General features: G+C 41.5%; 28 protein-coding genes. 22 read left to right on the top strand and 6 right to left on the bottom strand.

Going from position 1 to position 26,341, the window contains the following annotated elements:
- Positions 1 to 53: 53 nt before the first annotated feature.
- On the top strand, positions 54 to 335 hold the full coding sequence (locus tag NST57_RS07770; RefSeq protein ID WP_045034298.1) for a YlaH-like family protein: 282 nt from the start codon (positions 54 to 56) through the stop codon (positions 333 to 335).
- A 29-nt stretch (positions 336 to 364) separates the two neighbouring features.
- Here the strand turns inward: NST57_RS07770 and NST57_RS07775 are convergent, their stop codons facing one another.
- Complete coding sequence (locus NST57_RS07775; protein WP_008345063.1) at positions 365 to 595, bottom strand: YlaI family protein; 231 nt, start codon at positions 593 to 595, stop codon at positions 365 to 367.
- A gap of 308 nt (positions 596 to 903) precedes the next feature.
- Positions 904 to 1,521, bottom strand: a complete 618-nt coding sequence (locus tag NST57_RS07780) for a YhcN/YlaJ family sporulation lipoprotein (RefSeq protein ID WP_142154954.1) — start codon at positions 1,519 to 1,521, stop codon at positions 904 to 906.
- A 140-nt stretch (positions 1,522 to 1,661) separates the two neighbouring features.
- On the opposite strand from NST57_RS07780, the gene NST57_RS07785 reads away from it, so the two are divergent.
- Positions 1,662 to 2,984: a PhoH family protein gene (locus NST57_RS07785; RefSeq protein WP_341299201.1), complete on the top strand. Its 1,323-nt coding sequence runs from the start codon at positions 1,662 to 1,664 to the stop codon at positions 2,982 to 2,984.
- A 15-nt stretch (positions 2,985 to 2,999) separates the two neighbouring features.
- On the opposite strand, the gene NST57_RS07790 is transcribed toward NST57_RS07785, so the two are convergent.
- The gene (locus tag NST57_RS07790; RefSeq protein ID WP_008345056.1) at positions 3,000 to 3,482 is read right to left on the bottom strand and encodes a hypothetical protein; all 483 of its coding nucleotides are present in this window, start codon (positions 3,480 to 3,482) and stop codon (positions 3,000 to 3,002) included.
- A gap of 120 nt (positions 3,483 to 3,602) precedes the next feature.
- On the opposite strand from NST57_RS07790, the gene glsA reads away from it, so the two are divergent.
- The 5 genes from glsA (at position 3,603) to NST57_RS07815 (ending at position 11,617) form a co-directional block, all read left to right on the top strand.
- The gene (glsA, locus tag NST57_RS07795) at positions 3,603 to 4,532 is read left to right on the top strand and encodes a glutaminase A (RefSeq protein WP_341298357.1); all 930 of its coding nucleotides are present in this window, start codon (positions 3,603 to 3,605) and stop codon (positions 4,530 to 4,532) included.
- 122 nt (positions 4,533 to 4,654) lie between these two features.
- A complete protein-coding gene (locus tag NST57_RS07800) occupies positions 4,655 to 4,936 on the top strand; it encodes a YlaN family protein (RefSeq protein WP_034318078.1) in 282 nt (93 codons plus the stop codon).
- 210 nt (positions 4,937 to 5,146) lie between these two features.
- A complete protein-coding gene (gene ftsW / locus NST57_RS07805; RefSeq protein WP_341298358.1) occupies positions 5,147 to 6,358 on the top strand; it encodes a putative lipid II flippase FtsW in 1,212 nt (403 codons plus the stop codon).
- Between the two features lie 79 nt (positions 6,359 to 6,437).
- Positions 6,438 to 9,884, top strand: coding sequence for a pyruvate carboxylase (gene pyc / locus NST57_RS07810; RefSeq protein ID WP_058213801.1), 3,447 nt, complete (start codon positions 6,438 to 6,440; stop codon positions 9,882 to 9,884).
- 299 nt (positions 9,885 to 10,183) lie between these two features.
- Positions 10,184 to 11,617, top strand: a complete 1,434-nt coding sequence (locus NST57_RS07815; RefSeq protein WP_341298359.1) for a cryptochrome/photolyase family protein — start codon at positions 10,184 to 10,186, stop codon at positions 11,615 to 11,617.
- Positions 11,618 to 11,657: 40 nt separating this feature from the next.
- On the opposite strand, the gene NST57_RS07820 is transcribed toward NST57_RS07815, so the two are convergent.
- Positions 11,658 to 12,581: a COX15/CtaA family protein gene (locus NST57_RS07820; RefSeq protein WP_008345045.1), complete on the bottom strand. Its 924-nt coding sequence runs from the start codon at positions 12,579 to 12,581 to the stop codon at positions 11,658 to 11,660.
- 389 nt (positions 12,582 to 12,970) lie between these two features.
- Between NST57_RS07820 and cyoE the strand changes: the two genes are divergently transcribed.
- The 6 genes from cyoE (at position 12,971) to ctaG (ending at position 19,155) form a co-directional block, all read left to right on the top strand.
- Positions 12,971 to 13,888 carry a heme o synthase gene (gene cyoE, locus NST57_RS07825; RefSeq protein WP_142154960.1) on the top strand — a complete coding sequence of 306 codons (918 nt, stop codon included), beginning with the start codon at positions 12,971 to 12,973 and terminating at the stop codon, positions 13,886 to 13,888.
- A gap of 279 nt (positions 13,889 to 14,167) precedes the next feature.
- Positions 14,168 to 15,235, top strand: coding sequence for a cytochrome c oxidase subunit II (coxB, locus tag NST57_RS07830; protein WP_073413389.1), 1,068 nt, complete (start codon positions 14,168 to 14,170; stop codon positions 15,233 to 15,235).
- A gap of 151 nt (positions 15,236 to 15,386) precedes the next feature.
- A complete protein-coding gene (gene ctaD, locus NST57_RS07835) occupies positions 15,387 to 17,294 on the top strand; it encodes a cytochrome c oxidase subunit I (protein ID WP_341298360.1) in 1,908 nt (635 codons plus the stop codon).
- On the top strand, positions 17,294 to 17,914 hold the full coding sequence (gene ctaE / locus NST57_RS07840) for a cytochrome c oxidase subunit III (protein WP_445818782.1): 621 nt from the start codon (positions 17,294 to 17,296) through the stop codon (positions 17,912 to 17,914). Before ctaD ends, ctaE begins: the two co-directional genes overlap by 1 nt.
- A 2-nt stretch (positions 17,915 to 17,916) precedes the next feature.
- A complete protein-coding gene (gene ctaF / locus NST57_RS07845; RefSeq protein WP_003211520.1) occupies positions 17,917 to 18,246 on the top strand; it encodes a cytochrome c oxidase subunit IVB in 330 nt (109 codons plus the stop codon).
- Between the two features lie 30 nt (positions 18,247 to 18,276).
- Positions 18,277 to 19,155: a cytochrome c oxidase assembly factor CtaG gene (gene ctaG / locus NST57_RS07850; protein ID WP_017367183.1), complete on the top strand. Its 879-nt coding sequence runs from the start codon at positions 18,277 to 18,279 to the stop codon at positions 19,153 to 19,155.
- 235 nt (positions 19,156 to 19,390) lie between these two features.
- Here ctaG and NST57_RS07855 read toward each other — a convergent pair whose 3' ends face one another.
- Entirely contained in the window at positions 19,391 to 19,756 is a 366-nt protein-coding gene (locus NST57_RS07855; RefSeq protein ID WP_008345035.1) for a YugN family protein, read from the bottom strand.
- 161 nt (positions 19,757 to 19,917) lie between these two features.
- On the opposite strand from NST57_RS07855, the gene NST57_RS07860 reads away from it, so the two are divergent.
- From NST57_RS07860 to coaD, 9 genes are all read left to right on the top strand, one after another.
- Positions 19,918 to 20,340: a CBS domain-containing protein gene (locus tag NST57_RS07860; RefSeq protein ID WP_341299203.1), complete on the top strand. Its 423-nt coding sequence runs from the start codon at positions 19,918 to 19,920 to the stop codon at positions 20,338 to 20,340.
- Positions 20,341 to 20,462: 122 nt separating this feature from the next.
- Positions 20,463 to 21,506 (top strand): CAP-associated domain-containing protein, encoded by a 1,044-nt coding sequence (locus tag NST57_RS07865; RefSeq protein ID WP_142154962.1) that lies wholly within the window; start codon positions 20,463 to 20,465, stop codon positions 21,504 to 21,506.
- A 109-nt stretch (positions 21,507 to 21,615) separates the two neighbouring features.
- Positions 21,616 to 22,029 carry a spore coat protein YlbD gene (locus NST57_RS07870; protein ID WP_142154963.1) on the top strand — a complete coding sequence of 138 codons (414 nt, stop codon included), beginning with the start codon at positions 21,616 to 21,618 and terminating at the stop codon, positions 22,027 to 22,029.
- A 19-nt stretch (positions 22,030 to 22,048) separates the two neighbouring features.
- Positions 22,049 to 22,297: a YlbE-like family protein gene (locus NST57_RS07875; RefSeq protein WP_017359376.1), complete on the top strand. Its 249-nt coding sequence runs from the start codon at positions 22,049 to 22,051 to the stop codon at positions 22,295 to 22,297.
- 73 nt (positions 22,298 to 22,370) lie between these two features.
- Complete coding sequence (locus NST57_RS07880; RefSeq protein WP_341298361.1) at positions 22,371 to 22,778, top strand: hypothetical protein; 408 nt, start codon at positions 22,371 to 22,373, stop codon at positions 22,776 to 22,778.
- Between the two features lie 57 nt (positions 22,779 to 22,835).
- On the top strand, positions 22,836 to 23,285 hold the full coding sequence (locus tag NST57_RS07885) for a YlbF family regulator (RefSeq protein WP_142154965.1): 450 nt from the start codon (positions 22,836 to 22,838) through the stop codon (positions 23,283 to 23,285).
- Between the two features lie 65 nt (positions 23,286 to 23,350).
- Positions 23,351 to 23,623 carry a YlbG family protein gene (locus tag NST57_RS07890; RefSeq protein ID WP_008345023.1) on the top strand — a complete coding sequence of 91 codons (273 nt, stop codon included), beginning with the start codon at positions 23,351 to 23,353 and terminating at the stop codon, positions 23,621 to 23,623.
- Between the two features lie 312 nt (positions 23,624 to 23,935).
- A complete protein-coding gene (rsmD, locus tag NST57_RS07895) occupies positions 23,936 to 24,493 on the top strand; it encodes a 16S rRNA (guanine(966)-N(2))-methyltransferase RsmD (RefSeq protein ID WP_142154966.1) in 558 nt (185 codons plus the stop codon).
- A gap of 3 nt (positions 24,494 to 24,496) precedes the next feature.
- The gene (gene coaD, locus NST57_RS07900; RefSeq protein WP_007499803.1) at positions 24,497 to 24,979 is read left to right on the top strand and encodes a pantetheine-phosphate adenylyltransferase; all 483 of its coding nucleotides are present in this window, start codon (positions 24,497 to 24,499) and stop codon (positions 24,977 to 24,979) included.
- A 13-nt stretch (positions 24,980 to 24,992) separates the two neighbouring features.
- Here the strand turns inward: coaD and ylbJ are convergent, their stop codons facing one another.
- Positions 24,993 to 26,201: a sporulation integral membrane protein YlbJ gene (ylbJ, locus tag NST57_RS07905; RefSeq protein WP_142154967.1), complete on the bottom strand. Its 1,209-nt coding sequence runs from the start codon at positions 26,199 to 26,201 to the stop codon at positions 24,993 to 24,995.
- Positions 26,202 to 26,341 lie beyond the last annotated feature (140 nt).

Raw genomic sequence — 26,341 nt, forward strand, 5'->3', positions numbered from 1 at the left:
GAGGGAATCTTTTGAATGATCAGGAAGTAAGTGAGAATCTATCCTTTTTCGCGATGCTGTTTCGTGTCGATGAAAATCCGCAAACAGGGATGTGGCTCCTATATGGCACCATCCTTGTTTTAGCGATTATTGTTTTTAAGCTCGGCTTTGCTAGACGTTTACCGATTTTAAAAGCACTTGTCATTTATTTGTTTTTGATTTTTGGCTGCACGTTTCTCACATTTCTAGGAATCTTCTTGCCAGTAGCAGAAGGCCTGGTTGTGGCAGCTGTCATTTTGATTATTTATAAAATACGGCTGCACCGTGCGAAAAAAGAAGGAACAGTGAGTACGTAAAAAAGACCTGAACTTGTGTCAGGTCTTTTTTATGTCTTCTGTTCTTTTTTTCCTTTTTTCTTCTTTTTCTCTTTCGTCGCAGGATCTTGATAAAGAGAGAATCTGCCAGTTTTGATGCGTGCCTCTGTTTTTACTTTAATTCTTTCTTGGCAGTCATCGCACATATATGTATGAATCGGTCGATTTCTTAACCGTTTAGCAACAAGTGTATCATCATTAATGGTTTCAAGCTTTTCACATAATGAGCACTTCACTCTCATCATTTTCACCTCACTTTGGTCATGCCTTCATTATAGCATGTTTTTTAAGCCACTTAAAATCAGCATAAAAAAGGTTTATATCACAAGAGATATAAGCCGCAGCGTGTAGACAAACCCTCGCATTCTTAGTCAGTCCTGCGTGCTGGTGCTCACGAATGTCAAATTCGCTCCGCGTCAGTACTCGTCCTTCCTAGACTTCAAAGGTTTTCTATCACACTGAAAAGAAGACAAAGGGCTAAAATAAAGGTCATTTTAGCCCTTTGTCAATAATCTGAGGCTTATATCACAAGAAATATAAGCCGTTCTCATTATTTCTTCTGATTCATATGATGGTTTGATTGATCATTTTGATTTTTTTCTAATTGCTTTTGATCTTGTTGTTTGAGCTGATGGTTCGGATCATTCGTCGGATCTGTTTCGTTACGGTCGATTTCATTTCGAGGCATTTCTGGCATCACACGTCCCACAATGGCTGCTAGTTCATCCATAATACCGCTTACTGGCCTGCCAGCTTGAATTTCTTTGCCCATTTCCTTTAAACGGCTTACTGTATCTGGGTCAGCGACGACAACAGCATTCGCACCTTCTGGGTCATTTTTCAGTGCTTTGGCGACTGAATATTTAATCGTTTCAACTTTGCTTCTATCTAAATCATCTTTTACATCAATGCCGACGACAGCATACTTGCCGATGACGATCGCTGTTGCGTCATTTACATCTGCTACATGCTCAGTCACATTCACTAGGTGCTTTGCCACATCTGTTGATGGGCGGGCATTTTCAGTGTTTTTCTTGGATGAGTCTGATACTCTTACTAAGTGCTTGTTTCCGTCTTGATGCTCTTCTGCCAAAGGCTTCTCCTGATGCTGGCAAGCGCCTAATAAAAGAATGGTTTGAACCATGAACAACGTCAAAAATAGTCGCATGTGTATTCCCTCCTTCACAAACTGCATGATTTATTTTATTGTTGAATTAACCTTCTAACTTTATTCATGAAAACATATATTTTAACAATCGTTTTTGGAAAGACAAGGATGAATGAAACCCCGATCAGGAGGCGAAGGACCTGAGTAAAATTTATGTATTAGACACAAATGTGTTATTACAGGATCCGAATTCAATCTTTTCATTTGAAGACAATGAGGTCGTGATTCCGGCCGTAGTGTTAGAAGAAGTAGACTCGAAAAAAAGATATATGGACGAGGTTGGGCAAAATGCACGACGTGTCTCACGTTTGATTGACGGGTTAAGATCGAAAGGGAAACTGCATGAAAAAATTACGCTGGAGTCAAAAGGAACGCTGCGTATTGAGCTAAATCATCGCTCTTTTCATGAGCTTCAAGAAATTTTCATCGAAAAAACAAACGATAACCGGATTTTAGCTGTTGCGAAGAATTTGAGTTTAGAGGAAGATACAAAACCGGATGGCCGGCCTGTCATTCTGGTCAGCAAAGATGTCCTAGTGCGAGTAAAGGCGGATGCCATTGGTCTGCAAGCTGAGGATTTCTTAAGCGATCGAGTGCTACAAAATGAAGACATTGATAACGGCTATCACGAGCTCTATATTCCGACTGAGCAGCTGAATACATTTTATAAGCAAAATCAGTTACCGATAAAAGACGTCACGCATGCGCCATTAAACCCTCATCAATTTGTTATTATGAAGGGAAATGAGGGAGGTTCTGCTTTGGGGATGCTTGATCAAAAAGCAGAGCATGTGAAACGGCTTATTTATGACCAAGAACATATTTGGGGAATTCGCCCAAAAAATGTCCAGCAAACGATGGCGCTTGAGTTACTTTTACGCCGCGATATTCCGCTTGTGACACTTATCGGAAAAGCGGGAACAGGAAAGACACTGCTTGCACTTGCTGCTGGATTAATGCAGACAGAGGACCTCGGCATGTTTAAAAAGCTCATTGTGGCACGCTCCATTGTTCCTGTCGGTAAGGACTTAGGGTATTTGCCAGGCGAAAAAGAAGAGAAACTCAGACCGTGGATGCAGCCGATCTATGACAACCTAGAATTTTTATTTAACACAAAAAAACCTGGTGAACTCGATGCGATACTAGCGGGCATCGGTTCAATTCAAGTGGAAGCTTTAACGTATATTCGCGGGAGAAGTATCCCTGATCAATTTATCATTATCGATGAGGCGCAAAACTTAACAAAACACGAAGTAAAAACATTATTAACGCGGGTTGGTGAGGGAAGTAAAATTGTGCTGATGGGAGACCCAGAGCAGATTGATCACCCTTATTTAGACAGCTTAAATAATGGGCTCACATATGTCATTGAGCGTTTCAAAGGGCAGCAAATATCTGGACATGTCAAGCTTGTCAAAGGAGAAAGGTCTGGACTTGCACAGCTTGCAGCTGATTTATTATAGTCCAGACCCGCCATCTTATGTAATGATTAACTCTTTGACGCCTTTAATCGGCTGAGTGATGTTGGACTGATCCTCGAAATAAACGTGGATTGGTCCTTCTTCTGTTATAGGTTTTCCATTTTGGCTGAAATGGGCAATGCTATCCATCGCCTTAGAGAGCGGAACAGCAATTGTTTCTGTTTCTGTGACAAATTCACACGTCTCCGCTTGTTCGAGCGGTTCTGCATTTTTTATCATGTCGCCAAGTTTCATCCCGAAGCTGCCTGTGACAAGTCTTTCTTTTTCGTACTTTTTCTCTGTTTTTAATGTGGGTGGAAGTGTTTGACCTTCTCTTATGACCCGCTCTTGATCAAGCTCCTGATCTAGCTGCTGCTCTTCGTTTGCTGCACTTTTCTCAAAAAATGAATCCATTAAAAATTTACGGTCATCAAAAATCCATACACTCGGATCAATGGTGATCTTGTATTGTACGTTCCCCTTGATTTGAATAATGCTCATGTTCAAGACAACCCCTTTCCAACATAAATTATAGAAGTTTTCGCCCGCTTTGTCACTTTCATAAACATGCACCTCCTTGTACAAACTACGATTAGACGAAAAACAGGGAGGATTTTGGGCATGGCATGTCGTGACAATGAAGAGCTTCAGCGATTTGTAGAAGAGGCAAAAAAGGTGGCCAAAAATGGAAAGGTAGCATCCTATATTCCGGCACTCGGTAAAGCGAATCAATCGGATTTATCTGTCGCTGTTTATCATGTGAGTAATACGTGCCACTCAGCAGGAGATGTTGATAAACGATTCACCCTGCAAAGTATTTCAAAAGTATTAGCACTGGCGCTCGTGCTCTCAGAAGAAGGACCGAAAAAAGTGTTTCAATATGTTGGACAAGAACCGACTGGCGACCCGTTTAATTCGATGATTAAACTAGAGACAGCAAGCCCCAATAAGCCGCTTAACCCAATGATTAATGCAGGAGCGCTTGCCGTTACAAGCTTAATAAGAGGGGCAACGCCGCAAGATCAGCTGAACCGGCTGCTCGGTTTTATTAGAGAGCTTGCCAATGACACCACCATTACATATTGCAAAGAAACCGCTGCATCGGAATTTGAAACATCAATGATTAACCGCGCAATGTGCTATTATATGAAGCAATATCATATCATTAAAGGGAATGTAGAAGAGGTGATGGACGTCTACACGAAGCAGTGCGCCGTCATGATGAACAGCCTGGATTTGGCGAAGATCGCGTGTGTTTTTTCATTAGATGGCAGGCATCCAGAGACAGGAAAGCAAATCCTTTCAAAAGATGTCGCTAGAATTTGTAAAACCTTCATGGTCACTTGCGGTATGTACAATGCAAGCGGGGAATTTGCGATCAATATCGGAATTCCTGCTAAAAGTGGTGTTTCAGGCGGAATTATGGGGGCGGCGCCATACGACTTTGGGATAGGTATATTCGGACCTGCTTTGGATGAAAAAGGGAATAGTATTGCGGGTATTAAGCTGCTTGAGCTCATGAGTGAAAAATATGAGATGAGTATCTTTTAATGACGAATGGCTTCTTTTTATTTTTACAGAGCGAACTGTACAAATCTGCTTGCAATTTTGGGCGTTTCGCTTTATGATAAATAGAAGAATTAGGTACTCGCCTGGGGAACGGAGGGATACTTTTGGCGTCAGAAATTTTAGTCGATCATCGGCAAAAAGCACTGTCTTTATTAAAATTGGATGCAGATAAAATTTTAAAATTGATCCAAGTGCAAATGGACAACTTAACGATGCCGCAATGTCCTCTTTATGAAGAGGTTTTAGATACTCAAATGTTCGGATTATCGAGAGAAATTGATTTCGCTGTCCGGCTTGGATTAGTTGATCAACATGAAGGCAAAAAACTACTCGATAAACTTGAGAGAGAACTATCCGCACTTCATGATGCGTTCACAAAAAAATAATGATTGAAAACTCAAACTTCCACAACAAAAGTTTGAGTTTTTTTGTCCGCCTTTTTATTTTGCTTGATGCCAAACGGACTTGATTGTCTCATGAAAGACGAACAATATAAAGAGGTAAAACGGGATCAAACGGAGAAAATGTAGTAGAATAAGAACAGCTAAGAGAAGAGAATATCAAGCAGTAGAAATAGACGTTAGGAAGAGGATTATATGTTAAAGAGAATGCTAAAATCGTATGACTACTCATTATTGTTCGCCATTATATTAATTAGCGCATTCGGCTTGGTGATGGTGTATAGCTCAAGTATGATTACATCTGTGATCAGATATGATGCTGCGCCAGATAATTTTTTCAAGAAACAGCTTTTATTTATGATTGTCGGGGCGGTCATCTTGATGTTTACAGCCCTCATTCCGTATCAGCTGCTCTTAAATAAAAGATTCCAAATTGTGATGCTTTTGCTATCTGTGTTTTCTCTCATTTATGTGTACTTTGGCGGTCACATTGCAGGGAATGCTAGAAGCTGGATCAAATTTGGGCCTTTTAGTCTTCAGCCAGCGGAATTCGTGAAGATCGTTGTCATCATTTATCTTGCTGCTGTCTATGCAAAGAAGCAGCATTATATTGACCATATTTTAAGAGGGGTGACACCTCCAATTGTGGTTGTCTCCATCCTATGCGGATTTATTATTTTGCAGCCAGACTATGGGACAGCTTTTATCATCGGCATGATTGCCCTTGCGATGATTTTATGCTCAGGGTTTAGCGGTAAAACGCTGGCCAAGCTGCTTGCTTTATTTAGTGCGGTGATGGTTGTTGTGACACCGTTTATTATTCTTTTTTGGGATAAGATTTTCACACAGAATCGTCTTGGGCGTTTTGAGAGTTTTCAAGATCCATTTAAAGACGCAGGCGCTTCTGGGCATCAATTGATTAATTCATATTATGCGATTGGATCAGGCGGCTTTTTTGGGCTTGGTCTTGGAGAGAGTGTACAAAAGTATGGGTACCTTCCAGAACCGCATACAGATTTTATCATGGCCATCATATCGGAAGAGCTTGGTTTTTTCGGTGTGTTTTTTGTCCTTGCTCTCCTTGGCTTTATTGTCGTGAAAGGTTTTTACATTGCGAGAAAGTGTGAAGATCCTTTTGGAAGTTTGCTTGCAATAGGAATTTCTTCAATGATTGCCATCCAAACGTGTATTAATTTGGGCGGTGTTTCAGGTCTGATTCCGATTACTGGGGTCACACTTCCGTTTATCAGCTACGGGGGATCGTCCATCATTTTACTTAGCATATGTATGGGAATGCTGCTGAATATCAGCATGTTCACTGAATATAAAGAGCGTTATAAAAAGAAAAAATCAATCAGCAAACCATCAATTCAAAAAAATGGATTGCAGAAAACTTTGAATCTTTAGAAAACAAAAGTGTACAGTTTTCATTTCTTCCTTTATTATAGAATACATATAAAATTTTAAGGGATATGGAGGAGTGAGAATGTCACAGAGAACAATTCAAAAGGTTCTAGTTGCAAACAGAGGGGAAATCGCTATCAGAGTCTTTAGGGCCTGTACGGAGCTCAACTTACGTACAGTGGCCATTTACTCGAAAGAAGACTCGGGCTCTTATCATCGCTATAAAGCCGATGAAGCATATCTAGTTGGAGAAGGGAAAAAGCCGATTGATGCCTACCTTGATATCGAGGGGATCATCGAAATTGCAAAACGAAATGACGTGGATGCGATTCATCCAGGATACGGATTTTTATCTGAAAACATTCATTTTGCAAGACGATGCGAAGAGGAAGGCATTCAATTTATCGGCCCAACTTCGCAACATTTAGATATGTTTGGAGATAAAGTAAAAGCGAGAGATGAAGCGAAAAAAGCAGGAATTCCAGTCATTCCAGGAAGTGACGGGCCTGTTGATTCGGTCAAAGAAGTCGAAAAATTCGGTGAAGAATACGGCTACCCGTTTATTATTAAAGCTTCACTTGGAGGCGGCGGCCGAGGTATGCGGATTGTCAGATCAAAAGAGGAGCTGAACGAAGCCTATGACCGTGCAAAGTCAGAGGCGAAAGCAGCTTTTGGAAATGACGAAGTATATGTTGAAAAGCTGATTGAAAATCCGAAGCATATTGAAGTGCAGGTGATTGGAGACAATCACGGCAATATCATTCATTTATATGAGCGTGACTGCTCTGTTCAAAGGCGTCATCAAAAAGTCATTGAGGTTGCACCAAGTGTGTCTCTTTCAAATCAATTACGTGAAGACATCTGTGAAGCGGCTGTTCAGCTGGCCCAGAATGTATCGTATATCAATGCAGGGACTGTAGAATTCCTAGTGGCAAATGGGGAGTTTTATTTTATTGAAGTCAATCCTAGGGTCCAAGTGGAACACACGATCACAGAAATGATCACAGGGGTCGATATCGTCCAAACCCAAATTCTTGTCGCAAAAGGACATGACCTCCACAGCAAAGAAGTCGGGATACCAAAGCAAGAAGATATCTTTACACACGGATTTGCCATTCAATCAAGGGTCACAACAGAAGATCCTTTGAATGATTTTATGCCAGATACAGGAAAAATTATGGCTTACCGTTCAGGCGGTGGTTTTGGTGTACGTCTTGATACAGGGAACAGCTTCCAAGGTGCGGTGATTACACCTTATTACGATTCACTGTTGGTCAAGCTGTCTACTTGGGCACTTACTTTCGATCAAGCTGCGGCTAAAATGGTCCGAAATTTACAAGAATTCAGGATTCGCGGCATTAAAACAAATATTCCGTTTCTTGAAAACGTTGCAAAGCACGAGAAGTTTCTAAGAGGGGAATATGATACATCGTTTATTGATTCAACACCTGAGCTATTTAACTTCCCTAAGCAAAAAGACCGCGGAACGAAAATGCTTACTTATATTGGTAACGTTACCATTAATGGGTTCCCTGGTATTTCGGAAAATAAGAAGCCTCATTTTGATCAACCAAATGTGCCGAAACTTGCTGTCCATGAAACGATTCCTTCTGGAACAAAACAATTGTTAGACAAGCATGGACCTGAGGGGCTCGCCAATTGGGTGAAAGAACAAAGCAGTGTACTCTTAACGGATACAACCTTTAGAGACGCACATCAATCCCTGCTTGCAACACGCTTTAGAACACACGACTTAAAGAAAGTTGCTCAGCCAACAGCAGGTTTATGGCCAGAATTATTCAGTATGGAAATGTGGGGCGGTGCTACATTTGATGTGGCATATCGTTTCTTGAAAGAAGATCCTTGGGAAAGGTTGAAAGAGCTTCGTCAAGAAGTGCCAAACACCTTGTTCCAAATGCTATTAAGATCATCAAACGCTGTCGGATATACAAACTATGCGGATAATGTGATTAAAGCATTTGTAAAGGAATCGGCAGAGGCAGGCATTGACGTCTTCCGTATTTTCGACAGCCTAAACTGGGTCAAAGGCATGACGCTTGCCATTGATTCTGTTCGTGAATCAGGCAAAGTAGCAGAGGCAGCAATTTGTTATACAGGTGATATTCTTGATCCATCACGTCCGAAATATGATTTGAAATATTATGTCTCTCTTGCGAAGGAGCTTGAATCCGCAGGCGCTCATATTTTAGGCATTAAAGATATGGCGGGATTATTAAAACCGCAGGCGGCTTATGAACTTGTATCTGCTCTAAAAGACGAGCTCACGATTCCAATCCATCTTCATACACACGATACGAGCGGAAATGGACTCTTCACCTATGCAAGAGCAATTGATGCAGGTGTTGATATTGTTGATGTTGCTGTCAGCTCTATGGCGGGGCTCACATCACAACCAAGTGCGAGCTCATTATATTATGCTTTAGACGGACATGAAAGAAAGCCAGAAATGAATGTTCAAGCGGTTGAACGTCTTTCTCAATATTGGGATTCCGTCCGAAAATATTATCATGAGTTTGAAAGCGGAATGAATTCACCGCATACAGAAATTTATGAGCATGAAATGCCTGGTGGCCAGTATAGTAACTTGCAGCAGCAGGCGAAAGGGGTCGGCCTTGGCGACCGTTGGAATGAAGTCAAAGAAATGTACAGACGTGTAAATGACATGTTTGGTGATATCGTGAAGGTAACACCGTCTTCTAAAGTGGTCGGAGATATGGCACTTTATATGGTGCAAAACGATCTGACAGAAGAGGATGTTTATGAAAAAGGAGCAACATTGGATTTCCCAGATTCGGTTGTTGAATTGTTTAAAGGCTATTTAGGACAGCCTCATGGCGGATTCCCAGAAAAATTGCAAAAGCTGATTTTAAAAGGGGAGGAGCCGCTTACTGTCAGACCAGGTGAGAAACTGAAACCAGTGGACTTTGAAGAAATCAAAAAGCAGTTCAAAGAATCACATGACTTGACGTTAACAGAACAAGATGCCATTGCATATGCTTTATACCCGAAAGTTTTTTCTGAGTTTGTTCAAACAGCAGAAAGCTATGGAGACATCTCTGTTCTTGACACACCAACCTTCTTCTACGGCATGAGACTTGGTGAAGAAATTGAGGTAGAAATTGAAAAAGGGAAAACCCTCATTGTCAAACTCGTGTCAATTGGAGAACCGAATCCAGACGCTACAAGAGTGCTTTACTTTGAACTGAATGGACAGCCGCGTGAAGTGGTCATTAAGGATGAAAGCATCAAATCCTCCGTTCAAGAAAAAATGAAGGCAGATCGTTCAAACCCAAATCACATTGCGGCATCAATGCCAGGCACTGTGATCAAAGTACTTGTTGAAAAAGGACAGAAAATTTCTCAAGGTGAGCATTTGATGATCAATGAAGCGATGAAAATGGAAACGACGGTACAAGCACCGTTCTCAGCAGTCGTGGATGAAATTCATGTCACGAATGGAGAAGGAATTCAAACTGGAGACCTGTTGATTGTCTTAAAGCCTGAATAATGAGTGAGACACATCCACTGCGATGTGTCTCAGCGTGTAGACAAACCCTTGCATTCTTTGTCAGTCCTGCGTGCTGGTGCTCACGAATGTCAAATTCGCTCCGCTCCAGTACTCGTTCTTCCTAGACTTCAAGGGCTTTCTATCACGCTGAAAAGAAGACAAAGGGCTGAAATAAAGAGCATTTTAGCCCTTTGTCAACAATCCAAGACACATCCACTGTGATGTGTCTTTTTTTGAGCGCATTAAAATGTGCAGCCGCCTGTTAGAGTGATTACACTATAGAATGAGGTGAAGAAAGAGTGGAAATTGTCGTGATTTGGTTTCGCCGAGATATGCGATTGGATGATCATATCGCCTTATCAAAAGCGATCACATATGCAAAAAAACATCAGTACCGATTATTTGCTTTTTATCATCTAGATCCATTTTTTACAGAAATGGAACTGGATTTGAACAACGAACATTTCTTTCAAAACTTGGCCAATTTCGTCAAGGAAGCGAGAGAATCTCACATGTATGTTCATCTCATTCATGATGATATTTTGTCCGCTTTTCAAAAGCTCATGAATGCTTATGACATCAATGCGGTCTTTTTTAATGAGGATGAAGTAGGAAATGGTCGAACACGTGATGAGCAAGTGACTCGTTTCTTAGAAGAAAAGGGCATTCATGTGTCAAAGTGGCAAGATACACATCTGCATGGGGCGAGAGATATTTTAAAAGCGGATGGGTCTCATTATCAAGTGTTTACTCCATACTATCAAGCGTGGCGGAAGCAGGAGAAGCAGTCTGTGATAAAAGTTGACAAATCATTTCTGAACAGCGAGCATACGGTTTGTGATGAGTCACTTTCTGAAAAGGGAAATGAGAAACTAAGGGACATCATCAAGAAATGCACAAGGAAATTCGATCAGATTGGATCAGACAAAGCGAGGAGTGCGCTACGCAGCTTTCTTCAAGAAAGATTGACGCATTATCATGAGAAACGGGATATTCCGTCTGTTTTTGGGACGAGTAAGCTGTCTCGATTCTTAAAAACCGGGACCATTTCTATTCGCACGATCTTTCATGCTGTCAATGAGGAAGAACTTTTTGAAGATGAGGCCAAGGAAACATTTATCAAAGAGCTGGCGTGGCGCGATTTTTATCATATGATTTTTGCGCATTATCCAGAGATGAAAGAAAAAGAAATCAACGCCTCCTTTCAACATATAAAATGGAATGATGATGAGACACTTTTTGAAGCTTGGTGTAAAGGACAAACAGGCTTCCCGCTCGTTGATGCGGGGATGAGACAGTTAAATGAAGAAGGCTGGATGCATAACCGTTTGAGAATGGTGACGGCTTCATTCTTGACAAAAGATTATTTCATCGATTGGAGAAAGGGCGAAGCGTATTTTGCGAGAAAACTTGTCGACTATGATGAGGCTTCAAATATTGGAGGATTTCAGTGGGCGGCCTCTGTTGGAACGGATGCTGTTCCTTACTTCCGTATTTTTAACCCAACGACCCAGTCGAAACGATTTGACCCAAGCGGAGAATATATTAGAAGGTATGTACCAGAACTACAGCATGTGAATGAAAAATGGATTCATGAACCGAGTAAAATGCCGATAGTTGAGCAAATGAAATCGGGATGTGTGCTGGGGGATACATATCCTCTGCCTACAGTCGATCATCAAGAAAGACGAAAAAAAGTCATTTCGCTATTTGAAGAAGCGAAACAAACATAAAAGAAATCCCCCTTTTCGGATGAAAGGGGGGATTGTATGTTTATCTGAAAGGCTCTCTATTTTCATATTTAAACCGGGCAATGAGTAAGCAGAAGTAGCATAGTACCCCAAACAGACAAGAAATAAAGAATGAATGAGCAAGCGCATAACCTAGTGCGAGCTGAGAATAGACAGACATGACACCAGAGATCGCTTGAAGTGTAATCAGAATGGCTGAAATGATCCATCCGTAATACAGCTGCTTTTGTTCTTTATAATGTTTAAGGGCATGGAACATCGCAACAAATATCCAAACGAATAATAGAAGGGCTGCTGCTCGGTGAGACATTTGAACCCATTGATTAAAATACGCTGGAAGTGCGCCGTCTTTTGAACAAAATGGGAAGACAGAGCATGCAAGGCTTGATTTTGTATGTCTCACATAGGCGCCCGTATACACCACAATATACGTATATGTGATCAACCCATAAATATGGAACTGCATTCTTTTGCCGATATGAAGCGGCTTCACAAGCTTTGTTTCAGATCTGGTTGCTTCAAACACAAGCAGTGCCAGCAGTAAAATGGAAGCAAAAGAAATCAGTGAAATACCGAAGTGCAGTGCCATGACAAGTGCGTTAGAACCAAACACAACGGCGAGTGCCCCTAACAGCGCTTGAAGCAGTAAGAATATAATGGACATGATGACCAAAAATTTGGTTTCACGGAATACTGGACTGATTTTTTTCCAGCATAAGACCGCCAGTGCCAATACAAGAATGGTGGAAACTCCTGTTGACATGCGGTGGCTCCATTCGATAATGGAAGCAGGGTTCATTTCTGGAAAGAAACGACCGTGGCAAAGGGGCCACTGTCTGCCGCAGCCAAGACCGGAGCCAGTTTTCGTCACAAGCGCACCGCCAATCAGAACGATCAGCATCACAAATGTTGTGACAACGCTCAATAACCTTAAAGCAAATTTCATCAAATGATTTCACCTTCTCTAAATAACTTCTGATCTAAATGAAAACCTCACATGCTCTCAAGTTTAAGCCAAATGCGTGTTCTGTTGCAATTCATAATGACCAAAGTTCACAAAAAAATGATATGTTAGTTCACAAAGTTTACAGATTTAGAGTGCTTGATCTTTCTTTGACAGTCTGATAGAAATAGAGGAGAGAATATTTCATTTTGCACCGCCTTCTGAAACGCACATCCTAATAAATTCACGAAAAGTTCACAAATAACTTCAAGTTTGTCGTTTATTATTTAATAGGATGTTTTTTTACAGCTCTTTATCTTGTATGATAGAGTTGTAACGATTTTACGTTTTATTCGTTTGTTTGAAGGTTTGGGCAAGGGAGGTTATACACATTGGCAAATTCCAAAACAGCCGCGGAAGCAGCTATTCATGGACAAATAGAAGAAACAACCGCTTTAAAAGATTTTCTTGCTCTTATTAAAATGGGCATCGTCAATTCCAATTTCATTACAACATTTACTGGAATGTGGCTTGCTTTTTATTTTACAGATATGAGTTTCCTTGGGAATCTTGATATTGTGCTATTAACAATGATTGGTTCTTCTCTTATTATTGCCGGTTCATGCGCCATTAATAATGCGTTTGACCGTGATATTGATATACTAATGGAAAGAACAAAAACAAGACCGACGGTGACAGGTAAAGTTCAGCCAGGTCAAGCGTATGCATTTGGTATTCTGCTTGTTGTACTTGGACTAATTATGCTTCTGATGACAACTGTTATATCAGCAGTGATTGGATTTATCGGTGTCTTTACTTATGCAGTTCTATACACGATGTGGTCTAAACGCCATTACACCATTAATACAGTCATTGGGAGTGTATCTGGTGCGGTTCCGCCATTAATTGGCTGGACAGCTGTTACAGGCACCATCGACACAACGGCTTGGGTCCTGTTTATGATTATGTTCATCTGGCAAATTCCACATTTCTTATCACTTGCGATTAAGAAAACGGAAGATTACCGCAAAGCAGGTATTCCAATGCTTCCAGTTGTTTACGGCTTTGAAGTCACAAAACGCCAAATCATCATTTGGACAGCATGTCTTCTCCCGCTTCCATTTTTCTTAGGTGGATTAGGATGGCCGATTGTCGCACTTGGCACATTACTGAACATTGGATGGCTCGTCATTGGTCTTATGGGCTTTAAAATGAAAGATATCATGAAGTGGTCAACACTCATGTTCGTTTATTCATTAAACTACTTAACGATCTTTTTCGTTGCAATGATTATTATTACACTATTCTAGAGTGAAATACACTTTGATCACATCAAAACAATGGCTATATCTTATAACACAACATTTTCTTACAACTATGAAAGCCGCCTGATACTCAGTTCTATTTAGGCGGCTTTCTGTTTATACATAGATGGTATTTTGAGTAAAAAAATCATTTTTTTATGAAAAGAGGAAATGTAAGTGCTTTTATAAGAGGCGGGGGTTATGGATGGGTGAAAGGTGATTTTATAAATAAGAGGTAAAAAGCGAAAGGCAAAGGAGATCAAGCAAAAGGGGTTGGGACAAATTATGATAAGAAAATGGCGTGTTTATTCACTGTTTCTCTTACTGACGCTCGTTTTGGCGGGCTGCGGTGAACCATACTTATCAACACTTAGGCCAGTTGGGGAAGTAGCAGATAAACAGTTTTTCCTAACGGTACTGAGTACACTTATTATGGTTCTTGTCGTTATTGTTGTATCGATCATTTTCTTTTACGTCATCATTAAATTCAAACGTTCTAAAGTGGGAGAAGATACGATTCCTAAACAGGTAGAAGGGAACCGTAACCTCGAGATTACGTGGACAGCGATTCCGATAATTCTACTCATTATTCTCGTTGTACCTGTTGTGGCATACACGCTTGAGCTTGGGGATACAAGCGCCATGGATAAGAAAAAACGAGATCCTGAAAAGACACTTGTGGTGAATGTAAGAGCTAGTTTATATTGGTGGGAATTTGAATACCCTGATTATGGGATTGTGACAAGTCAGGAATTGATTGTTCCAACTGATCAAAAGGTTTATTTTAAACTGAAAGCATCTGATGTGAAACACTCTTTCTGGGTTCCAGCAGCTGGGGGTAAAATTGATACAAATACAGACAACGAGAACAAGTTTTATTTAACATTTGACTCAAAACGAACGAAAGATGCTGGAGAATATTTCTATGGGAAATGTGCGGAGCTTTGTGGTCCATCACATGCTTTAATGGACTTTAAAGTTAAAACGCTTTCTCAAGATGAGTTTTTAGGCTGGACGAAAAAGATGGCAGATTATAAGAAGCCTGCATCTACGTCAGATCTAGCCCTTGAGGGTGAAAAACTCTTTAAAGAGAAAAACTGTTTAAGCTGTCACGCGGTAGAGCCTGGAGATGAACGGCCAGAGGCGGCAAGGACTGCTCCAAACCTTGCAACCTTCGGAGAGCGGACAAAAGTAGCTGGAATTAAAGACATGAACAAAGAAAATGTCAAAGCATGGCTGAAAGATCCAGAGAGCTTTAAACCAGGTAATAAGATGACAGGGACGTACCCTAAACTAAATGACTCAGAAGCAGATGCACTCTACGAGTATTTAAAAGGTCTTAAAATACAGTAAATGCCTTGAGCAGCTTGAAGTTGCGCACATTCAAAAGGGTATACGATCTATGTGAAGTTTTTGTTAAGAGCTCCCGAATAAGTCTCTACATCCAAGAATAAGTCAACTGTCAGATATAGTCTGTTTTTAGAACGTGAAGATAGACATTGATATGAAAAGGGGCAAATGGGAGATAAGAGGGGGATTTCATGTGAGTACAATAGCTAAAAAGCGGGGGTTTGGCGCTGTCTTATGGGATTACTTGACGACGGTTGACCACAAAAAAATTGCCATACTATATTTAGTGGCAGGGGGATTTTTCTTTTTAATTGGTGGCCTGGAAGCGATGATTATCCGTATTCAGCTAGCCATCCCTGAAAATGATTTTGTGAGTGCAGGTTTTTACAATGAAGTCATGACAATGCATGGAACAACGATGATCTTCCTTGCAGCAATGCCGCTTTTATTTGCATTAATGAATGCGGTTGTACCTATTCAAATTGGTGCACGTGACGTAGCGTTTCCATTTGTGAATTCACTTGGTTTTTGGCTGTTCTTTTTCGGTGGTATTTTCTTAAACCTTGGATGGTTTATGGGCGGGGCACCTGATGCAGGCTGGACTGCCTATGCGTCGCTCACGCTGAATTCAGAAGGGCACGGCATGGATTTCTATATTTTAGGGTTGCAGATAGCGGGTATTGGTACGCTAATTGCCGGAATCAACTTTCTTGCAACGATTATTAATATGAGAGCGCCAGGTATGACGTATATGAGAATGCCGCTCTTTACCTGGACGACGTTTGTGGCATCTGCACTAATTTTATTCGCATTCCCGCCGCTGACAGCAGGACTTGCGATGCTGATGCTTGATCGAATGTTTGATACGAGCTTTTTTAATCCAGAGCTAGGCGGAAATACAATCATCTGGGAGCATTTGTTCTGGATTTTTGGACACCCAGAAGTGTATATCTTGATTTTGCCGGCATTTGGGATTTTCTCTGAGATCATTCCAGTGTTTGCAAGAAAAAGGCTGTTTGGTTATTCGTCCATGGTGTTTGCAACTGTATTAATTGGTTTCCTTGGATTCATGGTGTGGGCGCATCACATGTTCACAACAGGACTTGGTCCAATTGCCAATGCCATCTTTGCCGTAGCCACGATGGCGATTGCGGTGCCAACTGGAATTAAAGTATTTAACTGGCTGCTCACCATATGGGGTGGTAATGTGAAGTTTACAACGCCGATGCTATATTCAGTTGCGTTCATTCCGTCATTCTTACTTGGCGGTGTAACCGGCGTCATGCTTGCAGCAGCAGCAGCGGATTATCAGTTCCATGACACGTACTTCGTTGTGGCGCATTTCCACTATGTCATTATCGGTGGTGTGGTCTTCGGTATTTTAGCAGGTGTGCATTATTGGTGGCCGAAGATGTTTGGGAAAATATTGAATGAGAAGCTTGGGAAAATTGGCTTTGTGCTGTTTTTCGTCGGTTTCCATTTAACGTTCTTTATCCAGCATTTTCTCGGTCTTTGGGGCATGCCGCGCCGAGTCTTTACATTCTTGCCAGGTCAGGGCCTAGACCTTGGGAACTTGGTTAGTACGATTGGGGCACTGTTCATGTTTGTAGCTGTTGTCATCATGCTGATTAATATTATCTGGACGACAGCAAAAGGGGAGCGTGTATCGGGCGATCCTTGGGGAGATGGAAGAACGCTTGAATGGGCAGTATCTTCACCTCCGCCAGAATATAACTTTAAACAGCTGCCTCTTGTACGGGGACTTGATCCATTATGGATTGAGAAAATGGATGGTAAAAAAGGAATGACAGCATCTGAACCGCTAGATGATATTCACATGCCGAATAATTCCATCTTGCCTATCATTATCTCATTCGGTCTATTTGTGTCAGCGTTTGGTTTTATGTATCGTCAAGAACACAGCTGGGGTCTGCCGGTGATCTTCATTGGTCTTGGCATCACGTTTGCGACCATGCTCGTTCGCTCTCTTAAAGATGATCATGGATACCATATTCACAAAGAAGATTTGACGGATGACGATGACAAAGGGGTGAAAGCATAATGGAACCACAAAAAATGACAGCGGAAACCTTTCCGGCTTCTCCTGAGAAAGCCACGTTAGAAGGAAAGAATAAGTTCGTCGGGTTCTGGTTGTTTCTTGGGGGAGAAACGGTCCTGTTTGCATCTTTGTTTGCCACTTATTTGGCGCTGAAAAATTCAAATGCAGGCGGCGCAACAACAACTGAAATGTTTGACCTCACACTTGTCTTTATTGCCACAATGCTTCTGTTAACGAGCAGTTTAACGAGTGTGTATGCTATGTATCATATGAAAAACTTTGCCTTTAAAAAAATGCAGCTTTGGCTAGGTGTAACCGTTCTTTTAGGTGCTGGATTTTTAGGGGTAGAAATTTATGAGTTTTATCATTATGTGCATGCGTATGAATTTACCATTACGAGCTCTGCACTTGGTTCTTCCTTCTATACGCTTGTTGGAACACACGGGGCTCACGTCGCATTCGGACTTTGCTGGATCACCGCTCTGATCATTCGGAATATGAGACGCGGACTAGATTTATACAATGCACCAAAATATTATGTGGCAAGCCTTTATTGGCACTTCATTGATGTTGTGTGGGTCTTCATCTTTACCGTTGTATATTTAATGGGAATGGTGGGATAAGAATGGGAAATAAAAACACAAATCAGTCCAAAGTCGATCTTGTCTATCGGAAAAAGAAAAATGCCGAAGAAATGAAGCATCAGCTCATTTCTTTCGGCTTGATGATTGGTTTAACGTTTGTTGCCTTTTTAACAATCGCCTCTGAAGACGTCGGAAATTGGTTCGCTGTCCCTTTTATTTTACTGCTTGCAGTGATTCAGGTAGCTTTTCAGCTTTATTATTTTATGCACATGAACCAAAAAGGGCATGAAACACCCGCGTTGTTTCTTTACTCAGGTGTGTTTGTAGCGTTTATTACCGTTTTAGCCTTTTTGACCATTATTTGGTGGTAAGCTCGCTTTGCCCTTGAAGGAGGCGCAGCAATGGAAAACTTAGAGATATTTGGATTTCGTGCATTATGGAGTCCTTACTATTTGACATGTATTGTAGCAGCAGCCGCTTTTTATCTACTTCTCGTGACGAAGGGAAAGCACCGTGCGACGGTGAAAGAGAAAACGCTGTTTCTCACGGGGCTTGTGTTGCTTTATGCAGTGAAGGGGAGCCCGATTGATTTAATGGGGCATATTATGTTCAGTGCGCATATGGCGCAAATGGCAGTGCTCTATTTGGTCATCCCGCCGCTTCTTATTACAGGTTTACCTGCGGCGATTTGGGAGCGGATCATTCAAACACGGGGCATTCAGCCGATTTTCCGCTTGTTTTCTAAGCCGTTGATTGCCTTGCTCGGATTTAACGGGTTGTTTTCGCTGTATCATATTCCGCTTGTGTTCGATTTTGTCAAAACAGATCCGTTTTATCACGCATTGATGACGGTTGTGATTTTTATCGCTGCCTTTTTCATGTGGTGGCCGCTTGTCCATAAAGTGCAAAGTCAGCCGCAGATTACAGGCATTTTAAAGCTTGGGTATATTATGGCAGATGGGATTTTAATGACACCTGCCTGCGCACTCATTATGTTTAGTGAAGCGCCTATCTATGCAACTTATTCAGATGCTGGGGCATGGATACAAGCACTGCACCTATGCGTACCGAGTGATATGCTTGCTGGTCTTGCACTTACGGGTCCTGACATGTTTCATACATTGCCGCTGCTAGAAGATCAGCAACTAGGTGCTATTTTGATGAAAATCATTCAAGAGATTGTATACGGATCAATTCTTGCTGTTGTCTTCTTTGACTGGGCGAGAAAAGAAAGAGCGAAAGATGCCGTACCAGATGCGCTCATTCCGAAATATGAATAAATGAAAAACACAGCCGCAGGGGCTGTGCTTCCAGATTGTTGGCAAAGGGCTAAAATGAACTTTATTTTAGCCCTTTGTCTTCTTTTCAGCGTGATAGAAAACCTTTGCAGTCTAGGAAGGACGAGCACTGGAGCGGATCGAATTTGGCATTCGTGAGCACCAGCGCACAGGACTGACAACGAATGCGAGGGTTTGTCTACACGCTGAAAGCACAGCCGTAGGGGCTGTGCTTCTTTTATGCTTCAGCAGTTATCGCTTCTAGTTTTTCTTTCAATTGATTCAGCGTTTTTTTGCTGGATTGAATAAGAGATTTAGGGAAGTCTTCACCTTCTCCATATTCAACACCATGCGGATAATAGTGTTTTCCAAGTAAAGGTGTCAGCAGCTGGATGTGGGCTTTTTTGGAGCCGACATCTCCCTCAGTGGCGTAGCCAGAGATCCGTAAGTAAAACGTCCCCTCTACCATGTTATACTTCCTGTCGTACGTCACACGCTCATAATCCCATTGATCGGCTCGTACAAATCCTTCACTTTCCATAATGAAATCCAATTTATTTAAGTCAGCTGATACCTTTTCAATCCCCGTACCTTCAAACTTCACCCAAAACCCCTCCTTATAAAAATTCCCTTTACTGACAATCATAGTATGAAAGCGTTAAACTTTCAACTGTGAAAGGTATGTTCTTTTATAAGCTGGTTACAGTAATAGAGAAAATAACGGATGGAGGAATCAATGTGAAAACGAAAAAAATCAAAGATATCATGACGAAAAAAGTAGTGACATTGAAAAAGGACGACAATGCGTATGAAGCGGCAGTCAAAATGAAAGATGCTGACATTGGTGCCATTCCAGTAGTCGACGGAGATCAGCTTGTTGGAATTGTCACAGACCGCGACCTTGTACTAAGAGGTATTGCTGAGAAAAAGCCGAACTCACAAGAGGTTGGTGCCCTCATGACGAAGGAAGTTTTGACAGCTGAAGAAGATGCAACCCTAGAAGAAATTGTCCGGTTGATGTCAGAACATCAGCTCCGCCGTATCCCGGTTGTCAAAAACGGGGCACTCACAGGAATCGTAGCCCTTGGGGATTTATCAGTTGAAGATTTATCAAACGATCGTGCAGGTGATGCTCTGACTGAAATCTCTCAACAAGACCAGGATCACGGCCAAGGATTTCTTCATTAGGAGGGGCATATTTTAAATTCGTGTTAAATAGGCTGTATTGTCGTTGATAAATGGAGCAAGTTTTGTTTAAATGACAGTAGAAGGTACTTTTTGTACCTTGCCAATTTAACGGAGGTGTTTATTTGAAAACTGTGCTGAAAACACTCTTCATCCTCCTGATTATATCCGGAACGTACGTTCTGTTTATTCAATATGGATCTTCACCAGAAAAAGAAAACAGCAATGAGCCGAAGGTGTCTAATGAAGAAACATCTAGCGATAAGCCGATCAACATCCCGAAAAAAGGTCTCATGTCCTTTATGGGGAAGTCTTCAAACGAAGTGCTTAAACAGCTAGGGGAACCAGATCGCATTGATCCTTCCGCATATGATTATGACTGGTGGATATACAATCAATCGAAGAAACACTATATTCAAGTAGGGGTAAAGGACAGTAAAGTGGTGACCTTGTTTGCGACAGGGGATGGGCTGAATGTTGAGCCGTTTAAAATCGGTCAAGCCACAAGTGAAGTATTTAAAAAAACACAAATCGCTCCTTACATTCATGTAGAGGACGAGGGAAATTCATATCGCTTTGAATTCTCAGAAGATGATATGAATACTAGGCCGACGGTGAAAGTGGGAGATGATGTGTACGTCCAGCTCTACATGGATAAGTTTGAAAGCACTCTTTCGAGCATTAGAGCCTTTAACGCAGATACATTTGTCAAACAAAAGCCGTATGAAGTCGTTTATCGAGGTCAATTAATTGAACCTGAGGCGATATCAGGCGAAAAGTGGAAGGATATTGAAGCTTCGAGTCAAAAACAAATTTTTGATATGACCAATACTATCCGCCATAAGTACAACCTGCCGACCTTAAAGTGGGACGATGAAACCTCTGAAGTGGCATTCATGCATAGTGAGGACATGAAAGATCATCATTATTTCTCCCATGAATCTAAAAAATACGGCACGCTGAAAGACCGGTTAGAAAGAGGCGAGGTCGCATTTCAGCTTGCGGGGGAAAACATTGCCTATAATTATGTTGATGGCCCTGCAGCTGTAGAAGGCTGGCTGAATAGCGAAGGTCACCGGAAGGCATTGTTAAATCAAGATTACACGCACCTTGGCGTTGGTGTGAAAGAAAAGTACTATACACAAAACTTCATTAAGAAAACGTCTTAATTCTCTAAACAGCTGCGCACAGATGGCGGCTGTTTTTTTATGAAAAGGGCTCACCAAAATAGACCCAGATGTATATAGTATAGTAGGCATTTGTATGGGGGGTGAGGATATGACAAATAAGCAAAAGCAAACATCCATTGATGAATTTAAACAGTTCGTCAGACGCCATCCGAAATTAATCCAAGAAGTGCAGACGCAAGAAAAAAGCTGGCAAAGTTTATACGAGAATTGGGTCATGTTTGGTGAGGAAGATGACATGTGGTCTCCTTACCGGCAAACAGAAATAGAAGAAGCAAAAGAAGAAAAAGCCGCTAAGCAAAGCGAACCGGGAAAGGCAGATTTTATGTCTAAAATGGTTTCTGCAGTGAAAAAAATGGACGCTGATCAAATGAATGAACAAATTAATAAAATGAGCCAGTCTATTTCCTCTTTACAAAGCTTACTCGGTCAATTTTCATCAAATGGCTCAAAGAAGGGTTCATCTGGAGGCAGCCAGCACCCATTCTCCTTCAGGAAAGATTAATTGAAAGGGGATGCTTTTGGTGCGGAGAGAAGTACAAGAGTTTGTCATGGCCGAAGAGGATCGAATCAAATTCATCAGGCAGCGCCCACTCTGGTATAGACAGTTAACGCGGCATCCTGAAAATGTCACTTCCTTTGAATTAGATAAAATGAACTTTTACGAAAAAACCATTCCTCATCGTGTGAGCCAGTTAAGCAATAGTGTCCAAATGGCTGAAATGATGATCCAGATGTTCCAAGCAATGCGCAATCAAAATGGAGCCGGTTGAGGCTTTTTTTGAGTTGATTAAGATGTCTATTTCATGAGCATCCTATGAAAGTAGACGAAAGGAGAATCAGAACATGAAATGGATGCTGTCAATATGCGCATTGCTTTTTCTTCTCACCGGATGTCAAAGTCAACATGTTCAAGAGCAAGTAACTAAGCAAGAACCAGCAGTACCAGTCATGCAGCAGACGCAAAGTGAAATGAAGCAGCAAGGCTTTTTAAAATACAAAGTGCAGGGATCCGTTGTGTATATAGAAAGCACACTTCAAGATTTTCACCTTGAACCCTCACCTTTGAAAAAGGATCAAAAGACAGGGTATTTTACTGTGTATGTAGATGGGAAACGGGCAGGCAACGAATATACTGCGGCGTTTGTGGTCAAGCACCTTTCAAAAGGAAAGCATAAAATGACCGTGGTGCTGAATTCTCGTCACCCTGAATATAAGCAGAAAAGAGAGACATGGGATGTATTTGTCATGTAAAAGCATTTTCTGATCCATAGGTTTCGTGGTAAACTATGAATTGGAGGTGCAACATTTATGTATGCGACAATCGAATTCGTGGAGCTCCAAGAGGAAGCAAATCATTTGGCTGCCATGATTCTTCAGTCGGAGGAGGCTGAACATTACCGCAACTGTTTTAAGCGTCTCCAGCAAGACGAAGAAGCCCAACAAATTATTGCCCATTTTACAAAAGTAAAAGAGCAATATGAAGATGTGCAGCGGTTCGGCAAATACCATCCGGACTATAGAACGATCTCAAAGGAAATGCGTGAGGTCAAAAGAAAGCTAGATCTTCACGATACAGTGGTTGATTTCAAAAAAGCAGAAACAGCGATTCAATCCATCTTAGATGAGATTAGTATTGAAATCGGTCAAGCTGTATCAGCATATATTAAAGTTCCAACAGGGAACCCATATTTTGATGGTCTATCATCATGCGGCGGTGGCTGTGGATCAGGAGGCAGCTGTGGCTGTAAAGTATCTTGACGAGACTTGAACGTCTCGTCTTTTACATAATGAACGGAAAGAATTGAAAAGCGGCAGGTGAAAAGATGGATACCAAACGTCAAGGGATGGTCGTTTGGCTGCATTCGTTAAAGCAGTCAAAAGCGCTAAGGAAATTTGGGAATGTTCACTATATTTCAAGGAAAATGAAATATGCAGTGATTTATTGTGATATGAATGATCTCGAGCGCCACATGGCAAAGCTCAGTTCATTGCCATTTGTAAAACGTGTTGAGCCTTCCTATAAACCTTTTATTAAATTAGAGTACGAATCCAAATTGGACAAAGCAAAAGAGTATGATTATAAGGTGGGCTTTTAAAGACACAAAAAAATCCCCGCGGCATCACCCGCGGGGTCCTTCTATTCTTAATGATTCATTAAGGAGAAGGCAAAGGGAGAGGAGAAACCGGAGGAAGAACTTATGGGGAAACGTAAGTCTTCTCCGCGGTTGGCAACAGCACCACATCAGATGCTGTTAACAGTAGTATGACCCTCTCTTTTGTGATCTATACATAGAAAATGAATGGAATTCAGTGCATTGTCCCATGTGGAGTGGATATGGTAAGATAATGTTGAATTTTTTGTCATGAAACAATATTCAATAGATGCAAGCAGAAAAAGTGGTGTAAAAATGAGAGTGATTTCTGGAACAAAAAAAGGCCGTACGCTTAAAGCGGTACCTGGCCAATCAACAAGACCAACGACAGATAAAGTAAAAGAATCCATTTTTAATATGATTGGACCGTATTTTGATGGGGGATGGGCCCTTGATTTATTTGCTGGAAGTGGTGGTTTGGGAATTGAAGCGCTTTCTAGAGGATTCGACCATTGTATATTTGTGGATCGAGATATGAAGGCGATTCAGACGATTAAAGGCAATCTGAATCAATTGTCGCTGATGGATCAAAGTGAAGTGTTTAGAAATGATGCAAACCGTGCACTCGCCGCTGTAGTAAAGCGAGAAGAATCTTTTCAAGCCATCTTCCTTGATCCGCCGTATAAAGACCAAAAGTTGAAAGCACTTCTTGATATGATTGATGAGCATTCTTTATTAACAGATGATGGCGTCATTGTGTGTGAGCACGATAAAGATGTGACCCTGCCAGAGGAAGCAGGACAGCTGTATATCTCAAGGCAGGAAATGTACGGAATGACTGGCGTTACGATCTATAGAAAGCGGGGAAATTAAAGCATGGGGAATATAGCCGTTTGTCCGGGTAGCTTCGATCCAGTCACATTGGGCCATTTGGATATTATCAAAAGAGGCGCAAAGATTTTTGATGAAGTATATGTGTGCGTCCTCAATAACTCATCAAAAAAGCCGCTTTTTACTGTTGAAGAGCGGTGTGAACTCATTCGTCAAGCAACAAAGGAGCTACCAAATATCAAAGTGGAATCCTTTCATGGACTGCTCGTTGATTATGCGAAACAAAAAGAGGCGAAAGTCATTTTACGCGGGCTTAGAGCGGTGACTGACTTTGAATACGAGATGCAAGGGACATCAATGAACAAAGTGTTGAATGATGACATTGAAACGTTCTTTATGATGACGAATAATCAATACTCCTTCTTAAGTTCAAGCATTGTTAAAGAAGTAGCGAAGTATCATGGATCAGTCAAAGAGCTTGTACCGCAAGAGGTCGAAGCTGCGCTGAAAGAAAAATTTAATGGATGAGTGCACTGTGCACTCATCCATTTTTTAATTTCTGATAATAGAGCGCAATATACACGATCAGACTGAACAAGGTGATGAGAGGACCAGCAGATACAAGCTGATTCCATAATACGCTGGTAAACATCACGACTTGCTCGCTTGCTTCAAATGCCCCTGCTGGAAGCGCCATGTCTGCTTTAGAGACATAAAGGGGTTTGAATAACAAAAAGGCAAAGACGGCTGCGTAAATACCGTGAAGCAAACGGGCCAAGAAAAATGGTTTAAAACGTATATCGGTTGCTGCCAAAATGCCGGCTACCTGAGCTTGAACGGAGAATCCGCTAAATCCTAAAATAAAGCTGACCACAATCGTTTTAGCGAGCAGGGAAACCTCTTGTGACCCTGTGAGTTGACTTCCTAATGTGATTTCAAATAGACCTGCAATCATGGCTAGATCTAATTCTGGCGGAAGGTGCATCGTTTTCAGTATATACCCGATCCCAATAGAGAGAAGATCTGTCACATGCACGACAGCAAGCATTTGACTAAAGACAGAAAATAAAATGATAAAGCCACCAATCATAAAGAGCGTTTGAACAGATGACATGACAGCGTCACTTAATATTTGGCCAAGTGGTCTTTTTTCTGCAAGTCTTGCAGTATGAAGAGCGCTGAATGCTTCTCGAATTGGAGGCAATAAAAATCCTTTTCGGCTTCTGAGGTGCGCATCATGACGTGCTTTATATCCACGCATCGTTACCCCAACCGCGAGATTTCCTAAATAATGTGCACAGGCTAACACAATGCCTAAAGCTGGGTGATGAAAAAATCCTACAGCCACTGCTCCAAAAATGAATAAAGGGTTTGAAGAATTGGTAAATGACACAAGGCGTTCTGCTTCAATTCTTGTCAGCTGTCCTTCCTGCCGAAGTCTTGTCGTCAATTTAGCGCCAGAAGGAAAACCAGAGGCCATTCCCATCGCTAGTACAAATCCGCCGACACCAGGTACCCGAAAGATAGGCCGCATAAATGGCTCTAATAACACGCCGACAAATCTGACAATCCCGAAACTGATTAATAGCTCGGACAAAATAAAAAAAGGTAGCAGCGATGGAAAAACCACTTCCCACCACATTGCAAGTCCATTTTTCGATGCTTGCAAAGAGGCTTGTGGATGTGTAATCACAGTGGCTGTTAAAAAGATAAAAAAAGCAGCGATGAACAGAGTGTTCCATTTTTTCATGGAGATGTCGCCCCTTGCCGTTATAATCTATTGGCGAGCTCGTGATTAAAGAAAAAGAGATGCTAGCCGAGCCTGTCTTCTATTACTATACGATGAGAAGGGGCATGTTTAGACCTATAGATTCGTATATATGCATAGAA

Source organism: Bacillus sp. FSL M8-0077, assembly GCF_038050255.1.
In the GTDB taxonomy this organism is placed as follows: domain Bacteria; phylum Bacillota; class Bacilli; order Bacillales; family Bacillaceae; genus Bacillus; species Bacillus altitudinis.